The sequence below is a fragment of the Telluria sp. ZB2R32 genome (genome assembly GCF_059685715.1).
Map to the genome: position 1 here is coordinate 480984 of NZ_JCASIG010000005.1, position 26707 is coordinate 507690.

General features: G+C 68.0%; 17 protein-coding genes. 6 read left to right on the forward strand and 11 right to left on the reverse strand.

Annotated features, from left to right (window positions below):
* Positions 1 to 102: 102 nt before the first annotated feature.
* The 5 genes from AC56LG_RS17305 to AC56LG_RS17325 all read left to right on the forward strand — a co-directional run bounded on the left by AC56LG_RS17305 (position 103) and on the right by AC56LG_RS17325 (position 7315).
* Positions 103 to 2412, forward strand: coding sequence for a sensor histidine kinase (locus tag AC56LG_RS17305; protein WP_497167302.1), 2310 nt, complete (start codon positions 103 to 105; stop codon positions 2410 to 2412).
* Positions 2413 to 2557: 145 nt separating this feature from the next.
* Positions 2558 to 3082 carry a Csu type fimbrial protein gene (locus AC56LG_RS17310; RefSeq protein WP_497167303.1) on the forward strand — a complete coding sequence of 175 codons (525 nt, stop codon included), beginning with the start codon at positions 2558 to 2560 and terminating at the stop codon, positions 3080 to 3082.
* A gap of 22 nt (positions 3083 to 3104) precedes the next feature.
* Positions 3105 to 3833, forward strand: a complete 729-nt coding sequence (locus AC56LG_RS17315; protein ID WP_497167304.1) for a fimbrial biogenesis chaperone — start codon at positions 3105 to 3107, stop codon at positions 3831 to 3833.
* Positions 3834 to 3871: 38 nt separating this feature from the next.
* A complete protein-coding gene (locus AC56LG_RS17320; RefSeq protein WP_497167305.1) occupies positions 3872 to 6295 on the forward strand; it encodes a fimbria/pilus outer membrane usher protein in 2424 nt (807 codons plus the stop codon).
* Between the two features lie 9 nt (positions 6296 to 6304).
* The gene (locus tag AC56LG_RS17325) at positions 6305 to 7315 is read left to right on the forward strand and encodes a Csu type fimbrial protein (protein WP_497167306.1); all 1011 of its coding nucleotides are present in this window, start codon (positions 6305 to 6307) and stop codon (positions 7313 to 7315) included.
* An 84-nt stretch (positions 7316 to 7399) separates the two neighbouring features.
* Here the strand turns inward: AC56LG_RS17325 and AC56LG_RS17330 are convergent, their stop codons facing one another.
* The 11 genes from AC56LG_RS17330 to AC56LG_RS17380 all read right to left on the reverse strand — a co-directional run bounded on the left by AC56LG_RS17330 (position 7400) and on the right by AC56LG_RS17380 (position 24343).
* A complete protein-coding gene (locus tag AC56LG_RS17330) occupies positions 7400 to 7627 on the reverse strand; it encodes a hypothetical protein (protein ID WP_497167307.1) in 228 nt (75 codons plus the stop codon).
* Between the two features lie 174 nt (positions 7628 to 7801).
* Positions 7802 to 8167: a response regulator gene (locus AC56LG_RS17335; protein ID WP_497167308.1), complete on the reverse strand. Its 366-nt coding sequence runs from the start codon at positions 8165 to 8167 to the stop codon at positions 7802 to 7804.
* Positions 8160 to 9746 carry a sensor histidine kinase gene (locus tag AC56LG_RS17340; protein WP_497167309.1) on the reverse strand — a complete coding sequence of 529 codons (1587 nt, stop codon included), beginning with the start codon at positions 9744 to 9746 and terminating at the stop codon, positions 8160 to 8162. Before AC56LG_RS17340 ends, AC56LG_RS17335 begins: the two co-directional genes overlap by 8 nt.
* 73 nt (positions 9747 to 9819) lie before the next feature.
* Positions 9820 to 10431 carry a response regulator gene (locus AC56LG_RS17345; protein WP_497167310.1) on the reverse strand — a complete coding sequence of 204 codons (612 nt, stop codon included), beginning with the start codon at positions 10429 to 10431 and terminating at the stop codon, positions 9820 to 9822.
* A gap of 2 nt (positions 10432 to 10433) precedes the next feature.
* Positions 10434 to 12998 carry a hybrid sensor histidine kinase/response regulator gene (locus AC56LG_RS17350; protein ID WP_497167311.1) on the reverse strand — a complete coding sequence of 855 codons (2565 nt, stop codon included), beginning with the start codon at positions 12996 to 12998 and terminating at the stop codon, positions 10434 to 10436.
* Positions 12999 to 13242: 244 nt separating this feature from the next.
* Positions 13243 to 15048 (reverse strand): glutathione-regulated potassium-efflux system protein KefC, encoded by a 1806-nt coding sequence (gene kefC, locus AC56LG_RS17355; protein WP_497167312.1) that lies wholly within the window; start codon positions 15046 to 15048, stop codon positions 13243 to 13245.
* A 3-nt stretch (positions 15049 to 15051) separates the two neighbouring features.
* On the reverse strand, positions 15052 to 15609 hold the full coding sequence (gene kefF, locus AC56LG_RS17360; protein ID WP_497167313.1) for a glutathione-regulated potassium-efflux system oxidoreductase KefF: 558 nt from the start codon (positions 15607 to 15609) through the stop codon (positions 15052 to 15054).
* A gap of 293 nt (positions 15610 to 15902) precedes the next feature.
* Positions 15903 to 17591: a hypothetical protein gene (locus AC56LG_RS17365; protein WP_497167314.1), complete on the reverse strand. Its 1689-nt coding sequence runs from the start codon at positions 17589 to 17591 to the stop codon at positions 15903 to 15905.
* Positions 17592 to 17601: 10 nt separating this feature from the next.
* Positions 17602 to 22419: an SdrD B-like domain-containing protein gene (locus AC56LG_RS17370; protein ID WP_497167315.1), complete on the reverse strand. Its 4818-nt coding sequence runs from the start codon at positions 22417 to 22419 to the stop codon at positions 17602 to 17604.
* Positions 22420 to 22508: 89 nt separating this feature from the next.
* Positions 22509 to 23837 (reverse strand): hypothetical protein, encoded by a 1329-nt coding sequence (locus AC56LG_RS17375; RefSeq protein ID WP_497167316.1) that lies wholly within the window; start codon positions 23835 to 23837, stop codon positions 22509 to 22511.
* 23 nt (positions 23838 to 23860) lie between these two features.
* Positions 23861 to 24343: a hypothetical protein gene (locus AC56LG_RS17380; RefSeq protein WP_497167317.1), complete on the reverse strand. Its 483-nt coding sequence runs from the start codon at positions 24341 to 24343 to the stop codon at positions 23861 to 23863.
* Positions 24344 to 25008: 665 nt separating this feature from the next.
* On the opposite strand from AC56LG_RS17380, the gene AC56LG_RS17385 reads away from it, so the two are divergent.
* On the forward strand, positions 25009 to 26706 hold the full coding sequence (locus AC56LG_RS17385) for a methyl-accepting chemotaxis protein (protein ID WP_497167318.1): 1698 nt from the start codon (positions 25009 to 25011) through the stop codon (positions 26704 to 26706).
* The last annotated feature ends 1 nt before the right edge of the window (position 26707 follow it).

The following is a 26707-nucleotide window of genomic DNA, read 5'->3' on the forward strand; positions in this document are numbered from 1 at the left end:
AAAACTGTTTACAAAGAGTTGGTTTTGCCGAAAAACGTGCGTCGCCCCTCATGCAGGCTGTGTTAGCGTCGATGCCAGTTTGATCACGCGATAGAGGGTCCGGTGCAAGGCAGACTAACAAGATTCGTTCCCCGCGGTCTCGAAGCCCAGCTGGCGCTGGCTTTCTCGCTCCTTTCCATCGTGCTCACGATCGCGCTCGTCACGTTCTTCGAGCGGCGCGCCATCGCCGAAATAGAATCCCAGATCGGCGAAGGCCTGGCCGACCTGGCGGCCCAGACCTCCGACAAGCTCGAACGCGGCATGTTCGAGCGTTACCGCGAAGTGGCGCTGATCGCCGGCCAGGCGGTGTCCGACGAGCTGACGGAAGCCGATGCCGACAGCGCAGCCGCACTGGCGCGGGTCCAGCGCAGTTATACCTATTACGAGTGGCTCGGCATCGCCGACGTCAAGGGCAAGGTGCTCGCCTCGGGCAACAACCTGCTGGTCGGGGTCAACGTCGCGGCGCGTCCCTGGTTCCGCGAAGGCTTGCGCGGCGGTTTTGTCGGCGATGTGCACGAAGCGCTGTTGCTCGACAAGCTGCTGCCGCCGCAAGCGAGCGGGCCGCGCCGCTTCGTCGACGTCGCCTTTCCGTTTGCCGATGCCAGCGGCCATGTGCGGGGCGTGCTCGGCGCGCACCTGTCGTGGAACTGGGCGCGCGAGGTCGAGCGCTCGGTCATCGGCACCGTCGCGCGCCATGCGCGGCTCGAAACGATCATCCTCAGCAGCAAGGGCGTGGTCCTGCTCGGGCCGCCCGAACTGGTCGAGAAGACGCTCGATTTGCAGAGTTTCCGGCGCGCGACGCCGACCCGACAGGGCGATTACCTCGTCGAGGATTGGCCCGACGGCAAGACCTACCTGGTGGGTTTCCAGAAAGGCACCGGCTACGCCAATTATCCCGGCCTGGGCTGGGTCGTGATGGTGCGCCAGGATATCGACGACGCCTATGCGCCGGTGCGCGACCTGCGCCTCCAGCTCCTGTTCGGCGGCATCGCGCTGGCGTTGATGTTTTCGCTGGCCGGGGTGTGGGTGGCGCGCCGCATCACCCGTCCGCTCAAGCAGCTGGCCAGCTCGGCCGGCGACATCACCGATGGCGGCGCGTTGCAGATCGCGAGCAGCCAGGGCGGCTACGAGGAAGTGCGCGCCCTGAGCCGCTCGCTCAACGCCCTGGTCGCCGACCTCGACGAACGGCGCCGCCAGCTGCAGGAGTTGAACGGCACCCTGGAAGAAGTGGTGGAGGCGCGCACCCATGAATTGCGGCGCGCGCTCGACACCGTGCGCACCAGCGAATCGCGCATCCGCGCCATCGTCGAGACGGCGCAGGACGCCTTTATCGGGGTCGACCTCGCCGGCAGCGTGATCGAGTGGAATCGCCAGGCCGAACAGTTGCTGGGCTGGCGCCGCGACGAAGCGATCGGCAAGCCCCTGACCGGGCTGATGCTGCCCGAACGGTTCCGCCCCGTCACCGGCCAGTCCGGCCTGGCCTTCCTCGACGAACACGGCGGCGTGCTCGACCGCCGCGTCGAACGCATCGTCACCGACCGCCACGGCGCCGAGATCCCGGTCGAGATGAGCAGCGGCCTGACCGGCCAGGGCGACGGCACCACCTTCAGCATCTTCCTGCGCGACATCACCGAGCGCAAGCGCATCGACCGCGCGAAGAACGAATTCGTGGGCACCGTGTCGCACGAACTGCGCACGCCGCTGACCTCGATCCGCGCCTCGCTCGAACTGCTGGCCGCCGGTGCGCTCGGGCCGGTGCCGCCCGACATGCTGGAGCTGGTCGAGATCTGCCACGCCAACTGCATCCGCCTGAACCGCCTGGTCGACGACATGCTCGACATCCAGAAGATCGAGGCCGGCATGATGTCCTTCAAGCCGGTGCTGCAGCCGGTCCTGCCGCTGGCGCGCGAGGCGCAGCGCACGATGCGCGGCATGGCCACCGCCAGGGACGTGACCCTGGTGCTCGACTGCGCGCCCGGCGCCGAGAGCGTCGAAGCCACCTTCGACTACGACCGCATGACCCAGGTGCTGACGAACCTGCTGTCGAATGCGATCAAGGTCGCGCCGCCCGGCAGCCCGGTGCTGCTGCAGGTGGTGGCGGAGGCGGGCGGCGCGCGCTTGTCGGTATGCGATCGCGGACCGGGCATTCCGCCGGAGATGCGCGAGCGCGTGTTCCAGCCTTTCGTGCAGATCGAATCGAAGGGGCAGCCGGCCGCGCCCGGCGGCACCGGCCTCGGGCTGGCGATCTGCCGCCGCATCGTCGAAGAGCACGGCGGCAGCATCACCATCGAGGACGCGCCCGGCGGCGGCGCCGTGTTCGCGGTGCGCTTGCCGTACGCTGCCGCGCCTGGCAGCAAAGGCAACGAACAATAAGAAGGCGACAATATTTTTTTCAACTCTGATGCTTTTGCGCAACAAGTATCGATTTTATCGAGATTTCTGTATTTGCTGATTTAGAGAAACTCTGGCATAGTTGATGTATAGCAACTAACCGCATCACTATTCCAGGGGAATCCACATGTTTGCATCGAATCTTCGCCGCGCCATCGCCACCGCAACCGCCATCGTCATCGCCGTCGCGCCGGGCATGTCCGCCGCTGCCGTCTACGGCAACGGCACCAAGGCCGCGACCTTCGATGTGACCATGCGTATCGTTGCCAACTGCGCGATCAACGCCAACGGCATCGACTTCGGCCAGACCCAGGGCGTGCTGGCGACCGCGGTGACGGCTTCCTCGAACATCAGTGTTACCTGCAGCAACACGACCCCGTACAATATCGGCCTGAATGCCGGCACCGGCACCGGTTCGAGCGGCACCGACCGGTTCCTCAGCGGCACCGGCAGCAACGCCGGCACCGTGCGCTTCAACCTGTACAAGGCGCCAGGCGCTTCGCCATGGGGCAACACGCAGGGCAGCGATACCCTGGACGGCACCGGCACCGGCACCGCCCAGAACCTGACCGTGTACGGCGAAATCCCGGCGCAAGCCACGCCGAGCCCGGACAACTACAAGTCGACCATCACGGCGACCGTGTACTTCTGATCCCTTGTTCGATTCCATGTCGATGGCGCGTTCCTTTTTCCTTCGCTTTTTCCTGACTATCTTTAGCGCACTGGCGCTGGCCGCGCCCGCGTTCGCCGCCAGCCTGCAGATCTCGCCGGTGCTGATCAACCTGCGCGCCAGCCAGGCGGCCGGCGGCATCAGCCTGCAAAACCTGGGCGAGCGTCCGATCCACGGACAGGTGCGGGTCTACGCCTGGGAACAGCGCGGCGGCGAAGACGTCCTCACCCCGACCGACGAACTGGTCGCCAGCCCGCCGATCATGGAAATCGCCGCCAAGACCAGCCAGACCATCCGCCTGGTGCGCCGCGGCGGGGCAACGCCCGGGCCCGAGCGCGCCTACCGCCTGCTGATCGACGAAATCCCGCGCGGCGACGAAGCCGCCAGCGGCGTGGCGATCCGCCTGCAGTATTCGGTGCCGGTGTTCGTCGCCGCCAGCGACGAGGCCGCTGCCCCGAACCTGGCCTGGACCGTGGCGCGCCGTGGCGGCGCCTGGATGCTGGAACTGAAAAACAGCGGCGGCCTGCATGCGCAGATCGGCGCGGCTACCCTGGTCGACGCCGCCGGCAAGGAATACGAGCTGAGCAAGGGTCTGCTGGGCTATGCGCTGGCTGGCCGCGAGCGCGTCCTGCGCCTGCCGCTGGCGCCGGAGACGAAGCTCTCCGGCCCGGTGACCGTACGCGCCAACGTCAACGCCCGTCCGCTGAGCGCTGCCGCCAGCGTGGTGCCCTAGGGTCTGGCTTGCAATGACAGGTGTGCGGTGATGGATCGATGAAGAACAGCAGGGGCAGGGCGCGCATGCCCGGCCGTGCATTGCTGCTGGATGTGCTTTCGCTGGTACTTTCCTGCCTGCTGCTGGCTGGCCACGCCGCCGCGCAGGAGGCGCCTGCGCCCGCATCTGCCCCGGCCGCCGCCGAACTCTATCTCGAAGCCAGCCTGAACGGCGACGCCACCGGCGCCGTCGCGCGTTTCGTGCGCACGCCCGCGGGCGGCTTGCGCAGCACGCTGCAGGACTTGCGCGAGCTCGGCCTCGATACCGGGCAACTCGGCCTGCGCGGCGAGGCCACGCGCGAAGTCGATCTCGACGCCATCCCCGGCCTGTCCTATACCTGGGACAACGCACGCCAGAGCATCGCCCTGCGCCTGGCCGACACCCTGCGCGCGCCGCTGCAGCTCGACACCCGTTCCGAACGCGCCGTCAGCGCCGGCAGCGCCAGTCCCGGCTTCCTGCTCAATTACGACCTGTACGCCCAGTCCGGCAGCGGCGCCAGCCGTGTCGCCGCACTTAACGAACTGCGCTATTTCGATGCGCGCGGCGTGTTCAGCACGAGCGGCGTGACGACCCTGCACGGTCCGGGCCGCCGCTACCTGCGCCACGACACCTCCTGGAGCTGGGCCGATCCGGTGGCGCTGTCCTCGCTGCAGGTGGGCGACCTGGTCAACCGCTCGCTGACCTGGACGCGCTCGCTGCGCATGGCCGGCGTCGAGTGGCGCAAGAATTTCGAATTACGCCCGGACCTGGTCACCTATCCGGTGGCCGATTTGAAAGGCTCGGCCGTGGTGCCGAGCAGCGTCAGCCTGTACGTCAACGGCATGCAGCAGTTCAATGCGCAGGTGCCGGACGGCCCCTTCGTCCTGAACGGGATCACCGGCCTGAACGGCGCCGGCCAGGCCACGGTCGTCACGCGCGACGCGCTCGGGCGCGAAGTGGCGACCACGCTGCCGCTGTACATCGATACCCGCCTGCTGGCGCCCGGCCTGTCCGATTATGCGCTGGCGCTCGGCGTGCCGCGGCGCGACTTCGGTGCGCGCTCGTTCGGCTACGCCTCCCGGCCGCTGGCCAGCGCCTCGCTGCGCCATGGCTACAGCGAGACGCTCACGCTCGAAGCGCACCTGGAGGCGGGCTCGCGCCTCTTCAACGGCGGCGCCGGCGCGCTGCTGCGCGTGGACCAACTGGGCGTGCTGCAGGGCGCCATCGCAGGCAGCAACGGCGATGGTGCGCGTGGGATGCTGGCCAGCGCCGGCTACCAGTACCTGTCGGCCGGCTGGTCGCTCGACGCCCAGAGCACCCGCAGCACGCGCGCCTACGCCGACCTGGGCACGGCCGAGGGCAGCCCGGTGGCGCGCGCCAACGACCGCCTCAGCCTGAACCTGGCGCTGCCGGGCGGCCAGAGCCTGAGCGCCAGCTACATCGGCTACCGCCCGCCGGGGCAGGACAGCACGCGCCTGGCTTCGCTGGCCTGGTCGGCGCGCCTGGGTATCGGTTCTTACTTCAATGCCTACCTCAGCGTCAACGCCTACCAGGACCTGCGCCGGCACGCCACGCGCGGCGTGGCGGCGACGCTCAACCTGGGCTTGCCGGGCCGCGTCGGCGCCAGCGCCGGCGCCGGTAGCCGCGTCGGCGCCAGCGCCGGCGCCGGTAGCCGCGACGGCGCGCGCACCTGGAACGCTTCGCTCAGCCGCGCCGCCGATTTCGACGGCGGCCTGGGCTGGAGCGTGCAGGACGCCGACCAGGGCGGCGGGCGCTTCAGCCAGGGGCAGCTGAACTACCTTGGCCGCGCCGGCCAGGTGAGCGCGCTGCTGCAACGCAGTGGTAGTGGCAATGCCGGCAGCGTCACCCGCGCGCTCGGCGCGACCGGCGCCGTGGTGGCGATGGACGGCACGCTGCTGGCGGCGCGCCAGGTCGGACGCGCCTTTGCGCTGGTGTCGACCGGCTTGCCGGACGTGCCGGTGTTGCAGGAAAGCCGGCCGATCGGGCGCACCGACGCCGGCGGCCATTTCCTGGTGCCGGACCTGGCGCCTTATACGGCCAACAACCTGTCGATCGGTACCGAGGAATTGCCGGTCGACTTCCGCGTGCGCGGCACCAGCCAGGCGTTGGTGCCGCAGCGCGCGGCCGGCATCGTTGCGCGCTTCGCCGTCGAACGCACCATGTCGGCAAGCGTCGTCGTGCATGGCGCCGATGGCCGCCCGCTGCCGCTCGGGACCGTGGTGGAGATCGACGGCGGCGCGCCCACCGTGGTGGGCTACGATGGCGTCGTGTTCGTCGATGGCGCGCGGCCGGCGAACCGGCTGATACTGCGTCCGGCGAGCGGCGCCTGTGAAGTGCGGTTCGGGTTCGATCCGAAGCCGGGCGTGGCGGCGCCGGTCGGTCCGCTGGCCTGCGTGCCGCTGAAGGAAAACAAAGGGAAATAAGGTATGAAAATGCTGGGAATAACCGCACGCCGCGCTGCACTCGCGCTTGGCCTCGTGCTAGGGCTGGGCAGCGGCGCCGCACACGCCGCCGACAGTTGCAGCGCCAGGATGACCGATATCGTGTTCGCCAACGTCAGTCCGATCTCGGGCAGCGATTACGATGCCAGCGGCACGCTGACGGTCTCCTGCACGCTGGCGCTCGGGCTGCCGAGTCTGCTGCTGCCGAACATCACCTACTGCCTGAGCCTGGGCGCGGGCAGCGGTGGCAGCACTGGTGGCGCGCGCACGCTGGCGGCGGGCGGCGCGCGCCTGCCGTACAACCTGTACACCGACAGCAGCTATGCGGGCGCCGCGGTATGGGGCGGCGCGGCCATGCCGGCCAACCAGACCCCGATCAAGGAAACGGTGCTGGCCGGACTGCTGGGCCTGGGCGTGTACACGAAAAGCTATACGATCTACGGCAAGATTCCGGGCAGCGCGCTGGCCGGCGTCGGCACCAGCGGCGACGCCGACACCGTCTACGCCAGCAGCTTCGGCGCCGACGCGACCTTTACCTATGCGCTGTCGACCCTGCTCGGCCCGCCGTCCTGCACCACCGGCACCATCACGACCGTCCCGTTCCAGGTGCGCGCCACGGTCGTCAACAACTGCGTCATCAATGCCGGCAACCTGTCGTTCGGCAACAGCAACGTGCTTACCGGCGCCGTGCGCGCCAGTGCCGCGCTGGGCGTCCAATGCACGGCCAACAGCGCCTACCGCATCGCCCTCAACGGCGGCGCCAACGGCAGCGTGGCCGAGCGGCGCATGCGCAACGCCGCCACCGGCGAAACGGTGCGCTACCTGATTTCGACCACGCCCGACGGCGCGCCCTGGGGCGACGGCACGGCCGGCACCACCATGGCGACCGGCACCGGAACCGGCGCCTTGCAAAGCCTGCCGCTGCATGGGCGCGTGCCGGCGCAGGCGACGCCGTCGCCGGGCGACTATAAGGATACGGTGACGGCGACGGTGTATTTCTGAAACGGTCCGGACAAAAAAATGGGCCGTCGATCGACGGCCGCATTTTTTTATTGTCCGGAATTTACCGCCGGACCAGCGATTGGTTCAAAAGGTAACGGTCCAGGCAGCCTTGTTCGCGGCCGGCGCCACGCGGTACAGCGACGCATCGCTGCACGACACGAGCGGGGCGCTGGCGGCGCCGGGAGCGTCGACGGTGCAGGCGGCGTGGATGACGAAGCTCACCTCGATGCGCGCACTCGCGCTGCCGGCATGGGCTGGCAAGACCAGCAGCGACAGCAACAGGGCAGCGAGGGGCAGGCGACGGTTCATCATTCACTCCTTGATTATGCGATTTGTCACGACTATTTCCAAGTGGCAACCTATGAATGGATGATACAGGAAATTCGGCGTTCTCGACAGCGAGGCAAATACCTGACGGCATTTTGGCCGCTGTTGCTACCGTTTTTATCGATTTTAACGAAGATTATCGAATTTGCTGATTCTTGATCATTCACCGAGCAATCCGGCCACCGTATCGAGCAGGTCGCGCGGGCTGAAGGGCTTGACCACATAGCTGTCGGCGCCGGCCGCCAGCCCTGCGGCCAGGTCGGCCTGCTGGCCATAGGCGGACAGCAGCACGATGCGGATCGCCGCGGTCGCCGGGTCGTTCTTGAGCGCGCGGCACAGGTCGAGTCCGCTCTCGGCGCCGAGCGAGACGTCGAGCACGATCAGGCGCGGGCGGTCGTTCCGTACTTTCGCGAGCGCCTCGGCGCCGGTGCCGGCGGTTTCCACCCGACCCAGGGTCAGCAGGCTGAGCCGGATCAGCAGGCGCAGTTCGGGCTGATCGTCGACCACCAGGATCGGCTCACCCATGGGCCACCTCGCCGGCCGCCGCGGCGGCGGCAGGTACGCGCAGCGTCACGGTCGTGCCCGCGCCCGGTGCCGACACCACGCTGACGCTGCCGTTGTGGGCATGCAGGATCTCCTGCGCGATGGCCATGCCGAGTCCGGTACCGCCGTCGCCCGGCTTGCCCGCCGCGCGGTAAAAGGGTTCGGCGATGCGCGCCAGCTGTTCCGGGGTCATGCCGATACCCTGATCGCGCACTTCGACCAGCACCGCGCACGCGCCCGGCGCCGGGTCGGCCCAGGCCCGCAGCGTGACCGGGGCGGGCGCAGCGGAATAGGCGAGCGCGTTGGCGAGCACGTTGGCGAGCGCCATCGGCAGGCGGTAGCGGTCCGCCGCCAGCAGCGGCAGCCCGGCTGCGCATTCGACGACGACGCGCGCATTCTGGCCGAGCGCCTCGGTGCCCGCCAGCGCCTGGGTCAGCAGCGCCTCGAACGGTTGGGGTTCGATCTGCATCCCGCCGTGCCCGGCCGCCTCGATGCGCGCCAGGTCGAAGGTCTGGGTGACCACCGTCGACATCAGCTTGGCCTGCGCGTTCACGATCTCGAGCAATTCGCGCGCGGTCGGCGCGTCGAAGTCGCGCTTGATCAGCAGTTCGGAAAAACCCATGATGCTCGCCAGCGGCGTGCGCAGTTCGTGCGCGGCGTGGGTGAAGGTCTTGTGGCGGCGCTCGCCCGCGGCGCGCAGGCGCCAGGCCTGCTCCAGCCGCGGCGCGGCGTCGCGCACGATGGCGGCGTAACGGCGCCGCCCGCCCAGCATGACCGCGCTGGCCGCCACGTCGACCGGAAACGTGGCGCCGTCGCTGCGGCGCGCGGTCACTTGGAAGGCGCGCACCGCGCCGTCCGTCAGGGCTGCGAGCTGGCCGGCGATGGCATCGACCGCGAACGACTGGGCGCTGCGTCCCGCCAGCGCCTGCGGATCGGCGCCGAACAGGGTGCCGGCGGCGGCGTTCGCCGACAGCACGTGGGCATCCTCGTCGAGCAGCAGCACGCCTTCGGGCAGGTGTTCGAGCAGGGCGCGCAGCCAGGTTTCGCTGGCGCGCTGCTGCGCCAGCGCGCGCCGCAGTTCGTCGGTGGCGAATTCGCCCGCGACCATGGCGGCCAGGTCGCGCAGCAGCGTACGCTCTTCGGCGCCGAACTGGCGCGGCGTGCTGTCGACCAGGCACAGGGTACCGACCTTGCTGCCGTCGGGCGCCGCCAGCGGTGCGCCCGCATAGAAGCGCACGTGCCCGGCGGCGACGAACGGGTTGTCGGCGAAGCGCTCGTCGTGCAGGGCGTCCTCGACCACCAGCGCCGCGTCCTGCAGGATGGCGTGGGCACAGAAGGTCACGTCGCGCGCCGCCTCGGTGTCAGGCACGCCGACCCGCGACTTGAACCATTCGCGCTCGGCATCGATCAGCCCGATAAAGGCAATCGGCACCCTGAACAGGCGCGCAGCCATGCGCGTGATGCGGTCGAAGCGTTCCTCGGGTGCGGTGTCGAGCAGGTTCAGGTCGAGCAGGACCTGGAGGCGGTGTTGTTCGTCAGGCGGCAGTGGCGGAGCGAGCATGGTGGTGGCAATGACGGGTAAAGAAAAGACGGCAGGCACAGCGGGGCCGGGTCCGTAAACCCGGCCCGCAACCTTATCCTGCCAGCGCTTTTTCGATGGCGGCGCGCAACTGGTTGAAGGGCACGGGCTTGGGGAAGACGGGGATGTCGCCGGGCAGTCCCATCGAGTCGATCGTCGGCCGGTCCAGGCCGCTGACCACGATCACCGCCATGCTGGCGCAGCTGGCGTCGGCGCGCAGGGTGCGGATCATGCGGAAACCGTCCATGCCGGGCATGGAGAGGTCGCTGACCAGCACGTCCGGACGCTGCTCGCCGATGCGTAGCAAGGCTTCGAAGCCGTTGTGCGCCTTGATCAGGGTCAGCGGCAGGTTCCAGCCGGAGATCTCCAGTTCGTACAGGCGCAGCAGGGTGATGTCGTCGTCGACCAGCAGCAGTTTCTTGGTGCTGGCGGCGGGCGCCGGCGTGTCCGGCCCGGTGACGCCGCGCCGCTCGTTGACCAGCTTGTTCACGGAAGCCATGGTGATGCGGCGGTGCCCGCCGGCCGTCTTCCAGGCTTGCAGGGCGCCGTTTTCCACCCACAGCTGGACGGTGCGGTGCGAAACCCCGAGCAGCAGGGCGGCATCCTTGGTGGAACAGAAATCGGCGGCGTTATAGGCGAGGTCGGGTTGTGCGTCAGGTTTTTGCATGATTATGAAGCGTTCGGCGCCGCAGCGGGTGCGATCGGTTCCGATGGTGGAATGGTTGCTGCCGAAGTTGCAGCCCACGGAAGTGCATTATCGTCGAGAACGGCGCAAAGGGCGTCCAGGTTGACCGGCTTGACGAAATGGTGATCGAACCCGGCGCCGCGCGCCAGCACCTTGTCGTGCGCCTGGCCGTAGCCCGTGAGGGCGATATAGCGCGTGGGACGGTCGCCCTGCAGCGCGCGCAGGCGCCGCACCAGGGCGTAGCCGTCGATGTCGGGCAGGCCGATGTCGAGGATGAAGACCTCGGGCCAGGCCGCCACGGCGAGGTCGAGCGCGGCGCGCGAACCGTCGGCGGTCGCCACCCGATGGCCGAGCGCGCCGAGCACCTCGGCCAGCGACTGCGCGGCGTCGGCGTTGTCGTCGACGATCAGCAGGCGGCGCCCGGTGGAGGCCGGCATGCCGTTCGGTGCGGCTGACGCCGGCGCGGGCGTACCCGCGCCGGCGACCAGGTCGAACACCACCCGGAACGTGCTGCCGCACCCGGTCCCGGCGCTGTGCGCTTCGACCCGGCCGCCGTGCAGCTGCACCAGGCTTTTCACCAGCGCCAGGCCGAGGCCGAGCCCGCCCTGCGAGCGGTCGGGCGTGCGCTCGGCCTGGGAAAACAGGTCGAACACGTGCGGCAGCATCTCCGGACCGATGCCGATGCCGTCGTCGCGCACGCTGATGGCGACCTGGCCGTCGTGCGCGGCCGCGCTGAGCACGATATTCCCGCCCTGCGGCGTGTACTTGGCGGCGTTGTTGAGCAGGTTGGAGAGCACCTGCACCAGGCGCGTGCGGTCGCCCAGCATGCGTGCACCGCCCTCCAGAGCCGCCAGGTCGACTTCGAAACGGTGGCCACGCGCCTCGATCAGCGGGCGCGCCTGTTCGACGGCGCCACGCACGACAGCGGCGAGCTCGACCGGTTCGCGTTCGACCGCGACCAGGCCGCGCGTCACGCGCGAGACGTCGAGCAGGTCGTCCACCAGCGCCGTCATGTGGCGCACCTGGCGCGTGATCACTTCGCCCGCCTTGTGGATGCGCGCCTCATTGGCGCCGGCCATCGTCAACAGGCGCGCGGCATTGCTGATCGGCGCCAGCGGATTGCGCAGTTCGTGCGCCAGCATCGCCAGGAATTCGTCCTTGCGGCGCGCCGCCGCGCGCAGTTCATCGGCGCTTGCGGCCAGCGCGCGCTCGGCCGCCACCTGCTCGCCGATGTCGCGCGTCACCGCCACCACGCCGGTCAGGGCGCCGCCGGCGTCACGCATGGCCTGGGCGCGCACCAGGATCGTCCTGCGCACGTCCGGCAAGCCGAAGGGTTCGATCACGATCACGGCTTCGTCGGCATCGGCCCCGGCCAGTACACGCGCGACCGGCCAGTCGTGCGCTTCCAGCGCCCGTGGCGCGTCGGCGCCAGCGCCAGGAAACCATCCCTTCCAGGCGCCATAGCCGGCCACGCCGACGTCAAGGCGCTCGTCGCCCCAGATGGCGCGGTCGGCGGCGTTCGCCACCAGCATGCGCCCGCCGGTGTCGGCATAGGCGATGCCGACCGGCGCCGCATCGAACAGGGCGTCGAGGCGGCGCAGGGCATCCTCGGCGCGCAGCGTCGCCGCCGCCGCGCGTTCCTCGCTGGCGCTGCGCGCCGCTTCCGCCTCCTTGCGCGCCGTGATGTCGACCGCGATCCCGGCGAAGCGGCGCCGGCCACTGGCCGGATCGGCGAACACCTTGCCGCGCGCATTGACCCAGACGTCGACACCCGAGCGCTGCGGGATGCGGTAATCGATGTCGTAGCGGCTATCGTCGCCGCTGTCGCCGATAATTGCGTCGGCGATCGCGGCCACCACGCGCGCGCGGTCCTGCGGATGGATCATGTCGGTGAAGCGTTCCAGCTCGGTACCCGACAGCGCCAGCGCCGCGTCGACCTGGAACAGGCGCGCGAAGCGTTCGTCAACGTGGGTGGTGCCGTCGTCGAGGTCGTACGACCAGGTGCCGATGTTGCCGGACGCTTCGAGCGAGAGCGCCAGGCGCTCTTCCGCTTCCTTGTGGCGCGCCAGCGCCTGCACCTTGCCGGTCACGTCGACGCAGGTGCAGAGCATGCCGCGCACCGCGCCGTGTTCGTCGCGCAGCGGGCTGTACGAAAAGGTGAACCAGGCCGGTTCCGGATAGCCGTAGCGTTCGAGCGTGATCGCGTAGTCTTCGAAAAAGAAGGATTCGCCGTCCAGCACGCGGCGCACGTAGGGTCCCAGGGTGTCCCAGACTTCATGCCAGACCGCGCGGTAGGGCGCGCCCAGGCTGTCCGCTTTTTTGCCCAGCATCGGCTCGTAGGGATCGTTGAAGAACAGGGTCAGGTCCTCGCCCCAGGCCAGGAAGGTCGGGAAGGCGGAACCGAGGACGATGCCGAGGCTGGTGCGCAGCGCGGCATCCCAGCCGGCGATCGGGCCGAGCGGGTGCTGCGACCAGTCGCGGTCGCGGATGCGGCGCCCGAGGCGTCCGCCATTGTCCAGGAACGCGTCCGGGTGCGCTTGCTCTTTCACATTCGCCCCCGGCGCAGAAACGGCATATTGTACAGGGATGGGTGCAGCGCCAATCGTGCACGCCGGAGGAGGGCGGGACGCGGCCAGCTTCATACGCCGGCCGCCCTCCCAGCCAGGCATCCGCGCAAGTATCGTTTTTGCCGATTTTTCCCATGGGCCGATACTACGGCATTTCGGCGGCGCGCACAGCAAGGGTTTGTGAGCGTCAAGGTATTGTTGCTAGGAGGATACAGAACGAGGGCGCTCAATCCCAGCCGCGTTCGGACTCCTTTTCATAGTTCTTCAGGTCGCGCGCGAACATTTCGTTGAGTTCGTCGCGCGCGCGCTTGGACATCGAGGCGTACTGTTCGCGGTCCTTGTAGAACGGGTAGACGGCGTCGACGCTGGCCTTGTTGTGCTCGCGGAATTTCAGGGTCGCTTCGCGCGCGCGGTAGGCGCCGTAGCCGAGCTGGCACAGCACGCGCCGTCCCAGCTGCAGCGCCGACTCGAAGGTTTCGCGCTCGATGACGGTGACGCCGCGGTCCATCAGCTGGTAGTAATGGGTGACATTGCGTGCCCGCGCCAGGATCGGCAGGTCGGGGAAATGCTCGCGCACGGCGTCGGCCAGGGCCAGGCTGTCCTCGATCTCGTCGATCGCCAGCACCAGCGCGCGCGCATTGGCCGCGCCGGCCGCGTGCAGCAGGTCGACGCGGGTGGCGTCGCCATAGAACACCTTCCAGCCGAAGCGGCGCAGCAGTTCGATCTGGTCGGGGTCGTGGTCGAGCACCGTCAGCTTGAACCGGTTGGCATTGAGCAGGCGCCCGACGATCTGGCCGAAGCGCCCGAAGCCGGCGATGATCACGTGGCCTTCGTCGCCCTCGATGGCGTCGGCTTCGCGCAGGTTCTGGCCGTGGTAGCGCGGCTCGAGCACCTTGTCGTACAGGACCAGCAGCAGCGGTGTGGTGACCATCGACAGTGCCACGGTCGCCACCAGGATCGAGCCGGCTTCCGGCGTGAAGACGCGCGCCGCGCCGGCCGCGCCGAACACGACAAAAGCGAATTCGCCGCCCTGCGACAGCAGGAACGCGAACAGCCAGCGCTGGCCGCGCGCGATGCCGAAGCGGTAGGAGAGCGCGAACAGGACCACGATTTTCAATACCAGGAAGCCGGCGACCAGGCCCAGGATCAGCCAGGGTTTCGACAGGAACACGCCGAAGTCGACCGACATGCCGACCGCGATGAAGAACAGCCCGAGCAGCAAGCCCTTGAACGGTTCCAGGTCGGTTTCCAGCGCGTGGCGGTATTCCGAGTCCGCCAGCAGCACGCCGGCCATGAAGGCGCCCAGCGCCATCGACATGCCGACCCATTGCATCAGCAGCGAAATGGCAATGACCAGCAGCAGCGCGAAGGCCGTGAAGATTTCGCGCATGCCTGACCTGGCGATGATGCGTAGCGCCGGGCGCACTAGGAAGCGCCCGGCCACGACCACGCCGACGATCACGGCGCCCAGGCGCGCGGCGTCGAGCCAGCCGTGGCCGGCGCCGCTGTCGGTTGCCGCCACGCCCAGCAGGGGAATCAGCGCGATCATCGGGATCGCGGCGATGTCCTGGAACAGCAGGATGGCGAAGCCGGCCTGGCCGGCGGGCGTGCCCATCAGGTTGCGTTCGCCCAGCGTCGCCAGCGCGATCGCGGTCGAGGACAGGGACAGCCCGAGCGCGCCCACCAGCGCCACCTGCCAGCCGATCCCCACCAGCAGGGCGGCGCCGAACAGTACCCCGGCCACGCCCAGCACCTGCGCCGCGCCCCAGCCGAAGATCGGCCGCCGCATCGACCACAGGCGCGCCGGTTCGAGTTCGAGGCCGATCAGGAACAGCAGCAGCACGACGCCGAATTCGGAGAAGTGGAGGATGGTCTCGACCTCGCGGATCAGTCCCAGGCCCCAGGGACCGATCGCCATCCCGGCCAGCAGGTAGCCGAGTACGGCGCCCAGGCCGAGGCGCTTGGCCAGCGGCACCGCGACCACGGCGGCGGCGAGGTAGACGACGGCGTTCGACAGCAGGCTGTGATCCATGGCTTAGGCTCCGTCTTTCGCAGGCGTGAGCAGGAAGGCTTCGAGGCGCGCGCGGAAGGCGGCGACGTGGGCGTCGACGGCGGCGTCCTGTGCGGCGTGGGCGCCATGCAGGATGTGCGGCGGCCACCACTCCATGCCGCACAGCAGGGCGGTCTGCTCGAACGGCGGCAAATAAGCCTCGAACGGGCGCCCGTGGCGTTCGCCGGTGCGGTAGGCTTCCTCGGGGCTGCCGGTGGTCACCGCCAGCCAGTAACCCTTGCCGCGCAGGGCGGTGGCGCCGGGCCCGTAGGCCCAGCCGGCCACCAGCACGCTGTCGACCCATTCCTTCAGCAGCGCAGGCATGCTGTGCCAGCGGATCGGGTGCAGGAACACGACCAGTTCCGCCGCTTCGAGCAGCGCCTGCTCGCGCGCGACGTCGATGTAGAAATCGGGATAGGTCTCGTACAGGTCGTGCACCAGCACCCCGTCGAGGGCGCGCGCGGCATCGGCCAGGCGGCGGTTGATGCGCGAGCGGTGCGGGGACGGATGGGCGTACAGGACCAGGATGCGGGGGGTGGGCATGGGAGGGCGGCGTGTGGTGTTGTACAAATTGTACAGCTACCGGGGCATGTTCAGCGTATCCCGGGACCGATGCGCAGACCCGTAAGGTGGGCGGCTCGACCCGGACGTATGCCCGTCCGCTGCCTGGATGCCGCCCACGCGTTCAACCAGCGGATATTGGTCGCACCGTGGTTTTCAGCCGTGCGTTGAACGCGTGGGCGGCGTGAACGCAGATGGTCCGCACCTTTATCAGGTAGAGCCGCCCACCTTACGGGTTCGGGCAGCCCTATCGCAGGGATTGAGAGTACAGGCCCCTACAACACCCGCACCTTGATCTTCACCGTCCCGGTCGCCCCCGGCTGCAGGCTCCCCGTAAACCGCCACTCCACCTGCCCATCGCCCCCGGCCGCGGGCTGGGTCGCGATCGCGCAGGTGACCAGGTCGGCCGGCAGGGCGCCGCACTCGGCGCCGACAAAGGAGGTGAACGCCGGGGTGGCGTCGGTGATCGCCAGGCTTGACAAGGTGGTGGTGCCGCTGTTCTTGTACGCGATCTCGTAGCTGATCACGCTGCCGGGCACGGCGTTGGCCTTGTCGGTGGTCTTGGTGAGTTGAAAACTGTCGCAGGCCTGGCAGATGCCGTTCACCGTCACCGTCATTTCGCCCAGCCCGATGCCGAGCAGTTTCAGCAGCGGATCGGCGACGCCCGTCAGTATCGGCGTCAGCACCGGCGACAGGGTATTCACCACCAGGGTTTTCAGCACCGGCTTGAGCAGGCCGTCGAGCAGGCGCGTGACCGGCGCCAGCACGATGTCGAGCAGGCCGCCGGTGAGGATGGTGGTGCGCAGCGACAGGTTGTTCACCAAGGTGTCGGTGAGGCCGGTGACGAACGCGGCGCTGGTGCTGACGGTGCGGGTCTGCGGGAAGCTGCCGCTCATGGTCACGCTGGTGGCGAAGGGCGCCTGGCCGCGCGCGGACGACTTGACCTCGAGCGCGACATTGATGCCGTTCAGGGCCAGTTGGCCGATCTGGCCATAATCGACGTCGCTTGCCGCCAGGCGGCGCGTGCGGTTGAAGAACACGCTGTCGGCGATGCTGCCGAGGTAGATGTCGGCCACGCCCGGCGCCACTTGCAGGGTCACGGCGCCGAGCGCGGCGTCCACGGCCGCCAGGCTGCCTTCACCGCGCGCCGCGTCCACATAGACGTCGAGCTTGCTGATGGCGACCGTCGCGCTGCTCACGCCGGCCACCGCCTTCAGGCTGTCGGTGGCCGGGCTCAGGGTGACCAGGTCGAGTTTGAGCTTGAGGCGGATTGCCGCCGAGTGGAACTGGCTGCCGGTCGGGCCGCACACGTACACCGGCGGCTCGATCACCTGGGCGTACAGCTGCAGGTTGTTGACCACGCCGAGCATGCCGAGCGCGCCGCCGGAGATGCCGATCGGGGTCGGCGTGGTCAGCATGTTGCGGTGGTTGTACAGCTGGATCAGGCCGGTCAGCATGTCGAGCGAATTGATGGTGGTGTCGACCAGGGCGCCGGCATCGGTCGAGACCTTGAGCAGGTCGCCGACGCGCACGGTGGCATTGGCATTGCCCAGCTGGCCCTGCAGCGTATTGAGCACACCCGACAGGCTGGTCTTGGCCTGGGCCTGGGCCGCCACGTTCAGGGCAGCGTTCACCTGGCCCAGGGTGACGCCGGTGCCGAGCGCCTGGGTCGGGCTCGAGACGTTGGCCTGCACCTTCAGTGCGTTCAGAAAGTCGAGCAGTTTGACGTCGCCGCCGGCGAGGGCGTTCCAGTCGGCCACCGACAGGTTGACGTTACTGCCCAGCAGGCCGCCTAGCAGCGGGTTGAGCAGGGCGCTCTGGGTCGAATTCACGCTCGCCAGGCGCGGGCCGGCCGAGATGCAGGCGCCGGCCACGCAGGCAGCCTGGGCAGGAACGATGGCCAGCAGGGCGCACATCATGAGGATGGCGCGCAGCCAGCCGAAACGGTTCGTCAAGGAGGTCATGGTTGTTTCCTTAGTTGAATGCGGACAGCATGCCGCCCAGGGCGCGCTCGTCGAATTTCATGCGCAGGCGCAGATACACGCCCTTGGCGGTGGCGTCGGCACCGGCCAGGTCGCGCTCCTTGAAGCCGAGCAGGTTGTAGCCGGCCGAGACCCAGACGTTTTGCTGCAGCTGGTAACCGGCTTCCAGGCCGAGGCCGAACTGGCGGCTCCGTTCCGGGCCGCTGAACAAGACCTGGGCGACGGCGCCGACATCCCAGTCGCGGCCGATGTCGCGGGTGATGCGCGCAGCCAGCAGCTGGGCCGTGCCGCGGGTGTCGAGGCCGTTCGAGGCGTCGCGCACCTGCTTGGCGGCGTAGCGGCCGCTCAGCACGGTGTCGGCGGTCGGCTGCCAGTTAGCGGCCAGCGACACGGCGTGCACGGCGCGCTCGAGGTCGGCCGGGCCGTCGTCCGACTCCAGCTTGAACTCGTACTTGGCCAGGCCGTTGAAGCCGAGGCTGCCCGGTGCACGGTAGGCGACGCCGCTTTGCAGCAGTTCGTTGACGCGCTTGCTGCCGGTGGTGCGGCTGCGGTTGGCGGCGTAGGTGTTCTTGCCGAGGAAAGTGAAATCCTCGCTCAGCTTGTGGGCCAGGCCCACGGTATTGAGGACGCTGTCGCTGTCTTCGCCATGGCGCAGTTCGAGGCGGGCGTTGGCGCGCCAGAGCGGGTTGCGGGCGTAGTCGAGCGCGCCGGCGACGGCGATCGATTCGTTGGTGGCCGGGCCGCTCAGCACGCGCACGCGCTCGAAGCTGGTGTTGGCGCGCACGCCGGGCGCGATGGTCCACAGGTTGCGCAGGCCGATCGCGGCTTCCGCTTCTTTCGAACCGAGTTCCGAACCGCGGGCACGGTATTCCGAGAACACGCGGCCATCCTTCATGTAGTCCGAATCCATGCCGAACACGGTGGCGTTGCGCTGCTGGCCTTCGTTCAGGGCGTAGTTCGAACCCAGGCTGCTGATCAGCTCATGGCGGCCGTAGAAACGGCTGCCGCCAGCCAGGCGGTAATCGCCGCCGATGGCGACCATGCGGCGGCCACTATCTTTAATATCCTGCTCGGCTTCCAGCGAAACGCTGGCCTGCGGCAGGCCCGGGACCTGGGCGCTGGCCTTGGTGCGCACGCTGGTCAGATCGGGCTGGGCCAGGACCGTACCGCCAGCGGCGGTTTCCTGCGAGTGACGCAGGCCGGCTTCGACGCGCACGCCGTTCTTGAGGGCATAGCCGGCGCCGACCTGGACGCCGTCGCGCGCGGCGCCGCTGACCACGTCTTCGGTGTGCAGCGCTTCCACGTCCAGGCGCAGCTGTTCGTCGACCTTGTAGCCGGCGCGCAGGCCCGCTTCGACGCGGCCTTTCGGCACCAGGGCCGACTGGTTGTCGAAGTGTTCGCTGGTGCGCACCGCGAACAGGCGGCTTTCCAGCTTGCCGTCCTTGCGCACGGCCTCGATGCGGGCGGCGTTGCCGTCCCGGTTGTTACTAAGTTGCTTGTCCGTGTGGGCCGCTTCGACGATGACCGTGGTCTTGTCGTCCGGCTTGACGGTGGCGTTCACGCTCGACAGCGTGGTCTGGGCGATCGGGTTGCGGTCGGCGACATAGCTGCCGCCGATCTCGACCATCGTACCGAGCTTGTACTGGCCGGCGACGCCGCCGACCCAGAACTGCGGTGCGCCCTGGTCGACTTCGTAGCTGATGCGCACCGACACCGGGTTCAGGTTGGCGTCCAGGCTGGCCACCGGGGCGCGGAACAGGATGCGGCCGGTCAGCGGCTCGATGTCGTAGTCGACGTAGCGCACCTGGGTCACGTTCGACAGCACGACGCCGCCCTGGTTACGGTCGCGCACGACGAGTTCGACGCGCTCGCTGTTCAGGACCATCACGCCGCTGCCGGTAAGGTAGGGACCCGAGGTGCCGTTGGCGGCGATTTCCTCGACCATCTGGCGCGTGCTGTCGCGGCTGGCGAAGGCGTCCACGCTCAGGTTGCCGCTCTCGATGTGGTGGCGCAGTCCGGTCAGGCTGCGGTTGTAGGCGCCCAGGCTGCGCGCCGGCGTGCTGCCCGGCGGCGTGAAGTCGCCATACAGCAGCCACGACTTGTTGCGGTCGGCGCGCAGGTACATGCGGCTGGTCGACTGCGCTTCGAAACCGCGCTGCGCATCGTCGCCCAGGGTCGGATAAAAACCGGTCGGATCGACGTCGCGGAACAGCTTTTCCTGCTTTTCCTTGGTCGAATCGTAGGCCATGGTCAGCAGCGTATCGTTGCCGACGCTGCCTTTCAGGAAGAAGGCGGCGCGGGCGCCGGCCTCGGCCTCGTTGCCGCCCAGCTTGCCCGACACGCTGCGCAGGCTGTCCTCGAAGGCGTCGAACGAGCGGTTCGGGTTGCTGCGGTTGCCGCGGATATCGTTCAGGCTGATGCTGCCTTCGACCACGCCGGCGGCGACCAGCGGACGCAGGTCCGGCACGAAGCCGAGGGTGGCCGTGGCCTTCACCTGGCCGCTGCTGGCGGCGATGGTCGCTTCACCGGCTTCCTGCGGCGCGCGCAGGGCGAATTCGGCCTGGCCGCCTTCGATGAAGGTTTGCACGCCCGCTTCGCGTGGATCGAGGTCGCCTCCCAGCCACTGGCCCAGGCTGGTGTCCAGGGTGACCGGGGTGCGCTGCAGCACGGCCACGCCCTGGGCGTCTTCCAGCTTGACCAGCACGGCCACGGCGGCGCGGCCATCGGCGGCCACCGTGGCCTGCGGCAGTTCAACGCGCAGGCGCGCCAGCGCGCCCGGCACCACCACCTGGATGCGATGGCTGCCGCGCGGGTTGCCGAAGGTATCGACCTGGCGCAGTTCGACCACGTTCTTGCCGGCGTGCAGGGCGACGCCGACGAATTCCCAGCTTTCCAGCTGGCGCTCGGCGACCTTGTTGCGCTGGCCGATGTGCGATTCGGCGACGGCTTCGCCGTTCACCAGCAGCGCGAAACGTGCACCGAGGGCGCCCTTGACGCGCACGGTGGCCTGGTGCTGGGCCAGCACGGCGCCATCCTGCAGGCCCACGAAGCCGAGGCTGTTGTCGAACTGGGTCAAATCCAGCTTGGCCGGGGCGGCCTTGGCGGCAGGCGCCTGCACGGCGGCTTCGGCAGCCTTGCCCTCGGCCTTGGCGGCTGCGCGGCGGGCATTGATGTCGGCGCGCAGCGCAGGGCCGCAGCCCTTGACGGCGAAATCGGCGCGCGCCAGTTCGCCATCCTTGGCGTCGACGAAGCGGCTGCCGGCGTCGCCCGCATTGCGCTGCGCCAGCACCGACAGGCTTGCGCCGGCCGGCAGGGTCGACGGATCGAGCTTGGCGACATGGGTGCGCGGACGGGTTTCGGTGAAGCTGTACTTGCCGTCGCGGTCGGTGCGGCTGAAGCTGCCGTCCTCCAGGTAGATGCGCACGCCCGGCACGCCCGGCTCGTTCGCATCCTGGATGCCGTTGCCGTCGCAGTCGGCGAACACTTTGCCGAGGATCACGCCCTTGTCGCTGAAGACGCCGGCTTCGACCTTGACCTTGGCGGCCGCGATCACGCTGGTGAATGCGAGCGGCGCGGCGCTGGTGGCGCTGGCGCGGTTGATGCCGTCGCCTTGGAGGGCGCCGGCGCCGAGGCGCACGCGGTAGCGCAGCACGATCGTCGATTTGGCCGGCAGCGTGCCGACCGTGAATTGCAGCTTCGCGCCGGCGGCGCCGGCCGGGTCGGCCACGGCCATCCCGTCCATGCGCACGCTGCCCGGCACCAGGTGAAAGCCTGCCGGCAGTGCGTCGTCGACCTTCACGCCGACCAGGGCTTGCTCGGCGGTATTGTGCACGCGGATGGTGTAGTCGACGAAATCGGCGATCTCGGCGGTCGCGCGCGAGGCGTTCTTTTCCAGGTACAGGGTGCCCGGCACCATGTCGAGCGGGACGTCGATGGTCACGGCGCCGGTCGCTTCGCTGACGGTGAAGCTGCCGCCGAAGGAGCCGTACAGGTTGATTTCGCGGCCTTCCGGCAGCGCGCCCGGCGCGACTTTCGACGGGAAGGTGTAATTGCTCGGGGCGACCACGGCCAGGCGGTACAGGCTCGGTGCGACCAGCGGGAAGTGGTAGCGGCCGTCGCTGCCGGTCACGACGGTGCTCGGCAGCGGGGTGGCGCCGTCGGTATCGAACACCAGCGCGGCTTCGCCCGGACGGCCGCCATTGCCCTGGCCGGTGACGTCGATCAGGGTGACGGTGGCGCCGCTCAGGAGGACGTTGCTCTTGCTGTCGAACACGACGCCGACCGGGTCGACCAGGATCGAGGCGACGGCGACCTTGCTGCCGCAGCTGGCGATGGTGGCAGTCAGGGTGTCGTCGGCCATGACGCCGATCGAGCCGTCGTTGGTGCCTTCTTGTTCGCCGGCCTTGGCTTCGGCGGTCATGACCTGCGAGGTGATGTGGAACACGGCGCTGTCGACGTCGGTTTCGGTCGCCTGGTAGGTCTGGGTATGGCCGGTTTTTTGCGAGGCGATTTCCAGCGAAATGGTGTCGATCGCTTCCGGATCGGCGTCGCAGGCCGGCGCGGTGGCTTCGACGAACAGGCGGCGGCCGAAGGTGGTGACCGAAGCCTGGGTCGCGTAGCTGGAATTGGTGTAGTAGCGGATGGTTTCCGGCTGCATCGCGCGGACCACGTTCGATTTCACGTTCACCGCATTGCCGAGCGCATTGGCGTAGCCGGCGCTGGCCTGGTTGCGGATGGCGGCTTGGGCGCCGGTGCACACGACCAGGACGAGAAACAGAAAGAAAACGAAATGATCCAGGCGGTTCTTCATGGCGGAAACTCGGAAATTCGGGCGAAGGGGTCCCTGCCGCCGGCCCGTTGGAGGGCGGCGGACAGGGAATTCTTGTTATTGGGGTGGTGTTACTGAGAAATACGAACGCCGAAGGTCATCGTGCTCGACTGGCCCGGCTGCATGGTGCCGACGCTGGCCGAGATGGTGCCGAGCAGGTTGACGATCGGGGCGACGATGGCGCCGGTCGTGTTGTTCGGCATCGAGTGCCAGCTGGTGTAGGCCGGGATCGTGTCGCGGATGACCACGGTGTTGACGTCGCTGGCGCCGGTGTTGGTGGCGGTGATCTGGTAGCGGATGCACGCGCCCGGAATCGCACCGGCGGTGATGTTGTCGGCGCTGAACTCGGTATCCGGCACGCCGTCGCAGGTCTTGTCCAGCGCTTGCTTCTTCACCAGGGTCACTTGCACGGCTTCGTTCACGACGTTGACGGCCTGGTGGATGATGTCGCCCACGTTGTTGCTGGCCAGCGCGCGGAAGTAGATGTCGGTGGTGGCGGCGGTGGCGCCGGCGGCGACGGTCACGTCGGCGTAGACCATGCGGTAGGCGCCGCTGTTGACGGCCGCGTTGTTGATCGGGTTGCCGAAGCCATCCTTGAACACCACGGTCCAGCCGGCCGGCAAATCGGTGTTGGCAAACGCGGCGCTGGTGCTGGCTTGCAGGGCGAAGGTCTCGTTGCTGCCGCCGGCGTTGTTCAGGAACAGGGTGAAGCGCGTGGTGGCGCCGGCGGTGGTGGTGTTGGTGATCACGGCCGTCGTTTCGGCGCCGGCGCCCGCGCCCTGGGCGCCGTTGCCCGCTGCATTGGCGGTGATGTCCATCTGGGCCGAGGCGGTGACGGTGGTGGTGTCGGTGCTGTTGGCCGTCACTTGCGGATTGAAGGTGCTGGTGGCGGTGACGGTCAGTTCGTTGTTGGTGCCCGGGGCGGCGTTCGCCGGCAGGGTTGCCACGGCAACGAAGCGGAAGGTCTCGCCGGCCGGCAGGCTGCCGCTGCTGGTGATCGGGGTGACGTTGTCGGCGATGCCGTCGCCGTTGGCATCGGCGTAGAACACGACGTTGGCCATGGCGAAGGCGCCGCCGTTGCCGGTGCTCAGGGTGAAGGTATCGGCGCCGTTGCCGGTGTTGCTGATGCTGTGTGCATACACGACTTGGGCGCCGGCGGCGGCGTTCTTGGCGCCGCCATCGCCCATGCCGACGCTGCCGACCTGCTGGACGACGGTGACGACGGTGTTCGACACGGCCGTGTGGCCGCGCAGCAGCGAGTCGAGGTAGATGGCGCTGGCCTGGTTGGTGATTTCGGTGCCGGCGGCGGTGGCGGCATGGGCGCCGGACGATGCCAGGACGAGCATCGAAGCGGCCAGGGCCAGGCGCGTGGCGCGCGGGGAAGTGAAGTGCTTGTTCATGTTGTTATTCCTCTACAGATAGATCAGGGTTGGGCTGGCGCGCCTGCGAGACGCATACGGGATTTGACGGTGACGGCGGCGCCGGCGGGCAAGTCGCCCAGGTCCCAGCGCAGGAAGCGGTATTCGGAAAGGGGGACGGCTTCGACCACGCGGCGTCCTGCGCGCTCGACTTCGCGGGTCAGCGGCGCCGCGGCGTAAGTCTTGCCATCCAGGCTGGCCTCGACCTTGGCGGGGAGGGCACTGTCGGCCAGGTAAGCCATGCCGCCTGCCGGAACCGGCAACACCGCCTTGATCTGGCGCGCCGGGGTGGTGCCGCCGTTACGGTAGGTCACCTGGTATTCGATGGTGTCACCCGGCAATGCACGGGTGGTCGGCACCAGCTTGACGTCCTTGCCGCTGCCGGCGACCTGGAAAGCCTGCAGGGTAACGTCGACGGCGCCGGCGGCGGCGAAGGCCGCGTTCAGCTGGAACAGGCACAGGGCCAGGAAGAGAAAGACGCGTTGCACAAAAGCTCCGGTAATCAGAGCCCCCCGCTGGAAAGGCCCGGGTGGCGAAGGCCATCAGAAGGTTTCGAATTTACTGAATTTTTCTGACAGGCGAATGGTATCGGTTTTACTGATTTGCTGTAAAGAAAAATCTTTCTTTCTAGAATCAACGTTGCTTTGGTGCATCAGAGGCCATGGGGGCGGAAATCGCAGATGGCCATTTACTTCTGATAAATGTGCACCGTAGGGTGGACTCCCGAGTCCACGCGCTACGCACGCATCCATTTCACCAGCTGCCTGGATTGCCTGCACACCACGCCTGTGGAGCAAAGCAGTGAACCGGCCTAAGCCAAGCCACCTCAGCTGTAGAAAATATGGTGTTGCGCGGGGGCGGTGGATTCCAACCTCGAGCTCAGCAATATAAAATTCGGTCGGTTGCCTTTTCGACTCGACAGTGGCCGTTAGCTCAGCTATAGAAAATTCGGTCTGGTGACAATGGCAACGAAATGCGCCTGCCAGCGCCATGTTGCCAAGCAACAACGGCAAGAAATAATTTCGCAATTTACCGATTTCCGGATTTACTGATTAGTTGATTTGCGGCATCATTCAGCCTGCTGACTTGAGAACCGCGTCAGCGTGCCTCCGGTGCAGTGCACCCGAGTTCTTCCGCTCTCAACAGGTCAGCCATGCATATCAGCACTCAGGAATCAAACAACGCCGTACACGAACTGCAAGCCATCCACCGCGCGCTCAACCGGGCGCAAGCCGTGATCGAGTTCACGCTCGACGGCTATGTCACCCATGCCAACGAGAATTTCCTGACGGTGACGGGCTATCGCCTCGACGAGGTGGTCGGCCAGCACCATTCGATGTTCTGCGAGCCGTCGTTCGAGCAGTCGGCGGCCTATGTGGATTTCTGGGCAGACCTGGCGGCGGGCAAGGTCGAGCGCGCCGAATACAAGCGCATCGGCAAGGGCGGGCGCGAATTCTGGATCAACGCGTCCTACAACCCGGTGCTCGACGCCGAGGGCCGGGTCCACAAGATCATCAAGTTCGCCACCGACGTCACCGGGGAGAAAGCGCGCAGCGTCGAGCAGGCCGGGCTGGTGGCGGCCATGCGCAAGGCGCAGGCCGTGGTCGAATTCGACATGGATGGCATCTTGCTGGACGCCAACGAGAAATTCCTGGAACTGATGGGCTACGCGATCGGCGACGTCCAGGGCGAACACCACCGCGTGTTCTGCGACGACGATTACGCCGCCAGCCTGGCCTACCGCAAGTTCTGGCAACAGCTGCAGCGCGGCGAGTACGATTGCGGCCGCTACCGCCGCCTCGGCAACGACGGCAAGGTGGTCTGGATCCAGGCGACCTACAATCCGATCCTCGACGCCAACGGCAAGCCGGTCAAGGTGGTCAAGTTCGCCACCGACATCACCGACCAGGTGCTGCTCGAGCAGCGCAGCGCCGCGCGCGCCATCGACGAGCAGCGCAAGGTGACGCTGCTGCTGGCGCAAGTGGCGCGCGCCTCGGCCGGCGACCTGACCGCCATGGCCGAGATCGACGGCGACGAGCCGCTCGACCAGCTGGCGGCCGGCGTCATGAAGATGATCGCCGACTTGCGCGGCGTGATCGGCGAAGTCGTGGGAGCCGCCGGCAAGCTGTCCGGTTCCTCGCGCACCATCGCCGACCGCTCCAACGTGGTCGCGGCCAGCGCCCAGGCGCTCGGCGCCACCGTCGAGCAGATGAATGCCTCGGTCGACGGCCTGACCGCCTCGATCGGCTCGATCGCGCGCAGCACCGGCGACGCCGACGCCCTGGCGCAAGCCACGCGCGACGAAGCGGAATCGGGCGCCAAGGCCGTGGCCAAGACCATCGAAGCGATGGGCCTGATCAACCAGTCGTCGGAAGACATCGCCGAAATCGTCAAAGTCATCGGCGAAATCGCCAGCCAGACCAACATGCTGGCCTTTAATGCCGCGATCGAAGCGGCGCGCGCCGGCGAACATGGCCTCGGCTTCTCGGTCGTGGCCGACGAAGTGCGCAAGCTGGCCGAGCGTTCCTCGCAGGCGACCAAGGAAATCTCCAAGCTGATCAACGAATCGGTGCGCCGCGTGGTGCAGGGCAGCGACATCTCGCGCCAGGCCAGCGATGCGTTCGACCGCATCGCTTCCGGCGTGGAAAAGACGTCGCTGGCGATCTCCGACATTTCGCGCAGCGCCGACGAGCAGTCGCTCACCGCGCGCGAAGTGAGCGCCGCGATCGCCTACATCGCCCAGGAAACCGAGCGTTCCGCCGGCTCCTGCGACAGCATCGCACGCTCGACCGAAGGCTTGAACGAGAATGCCGAGCAGCTCAACCGCATCGTGTCGCGTTTCGTGGTCTGAG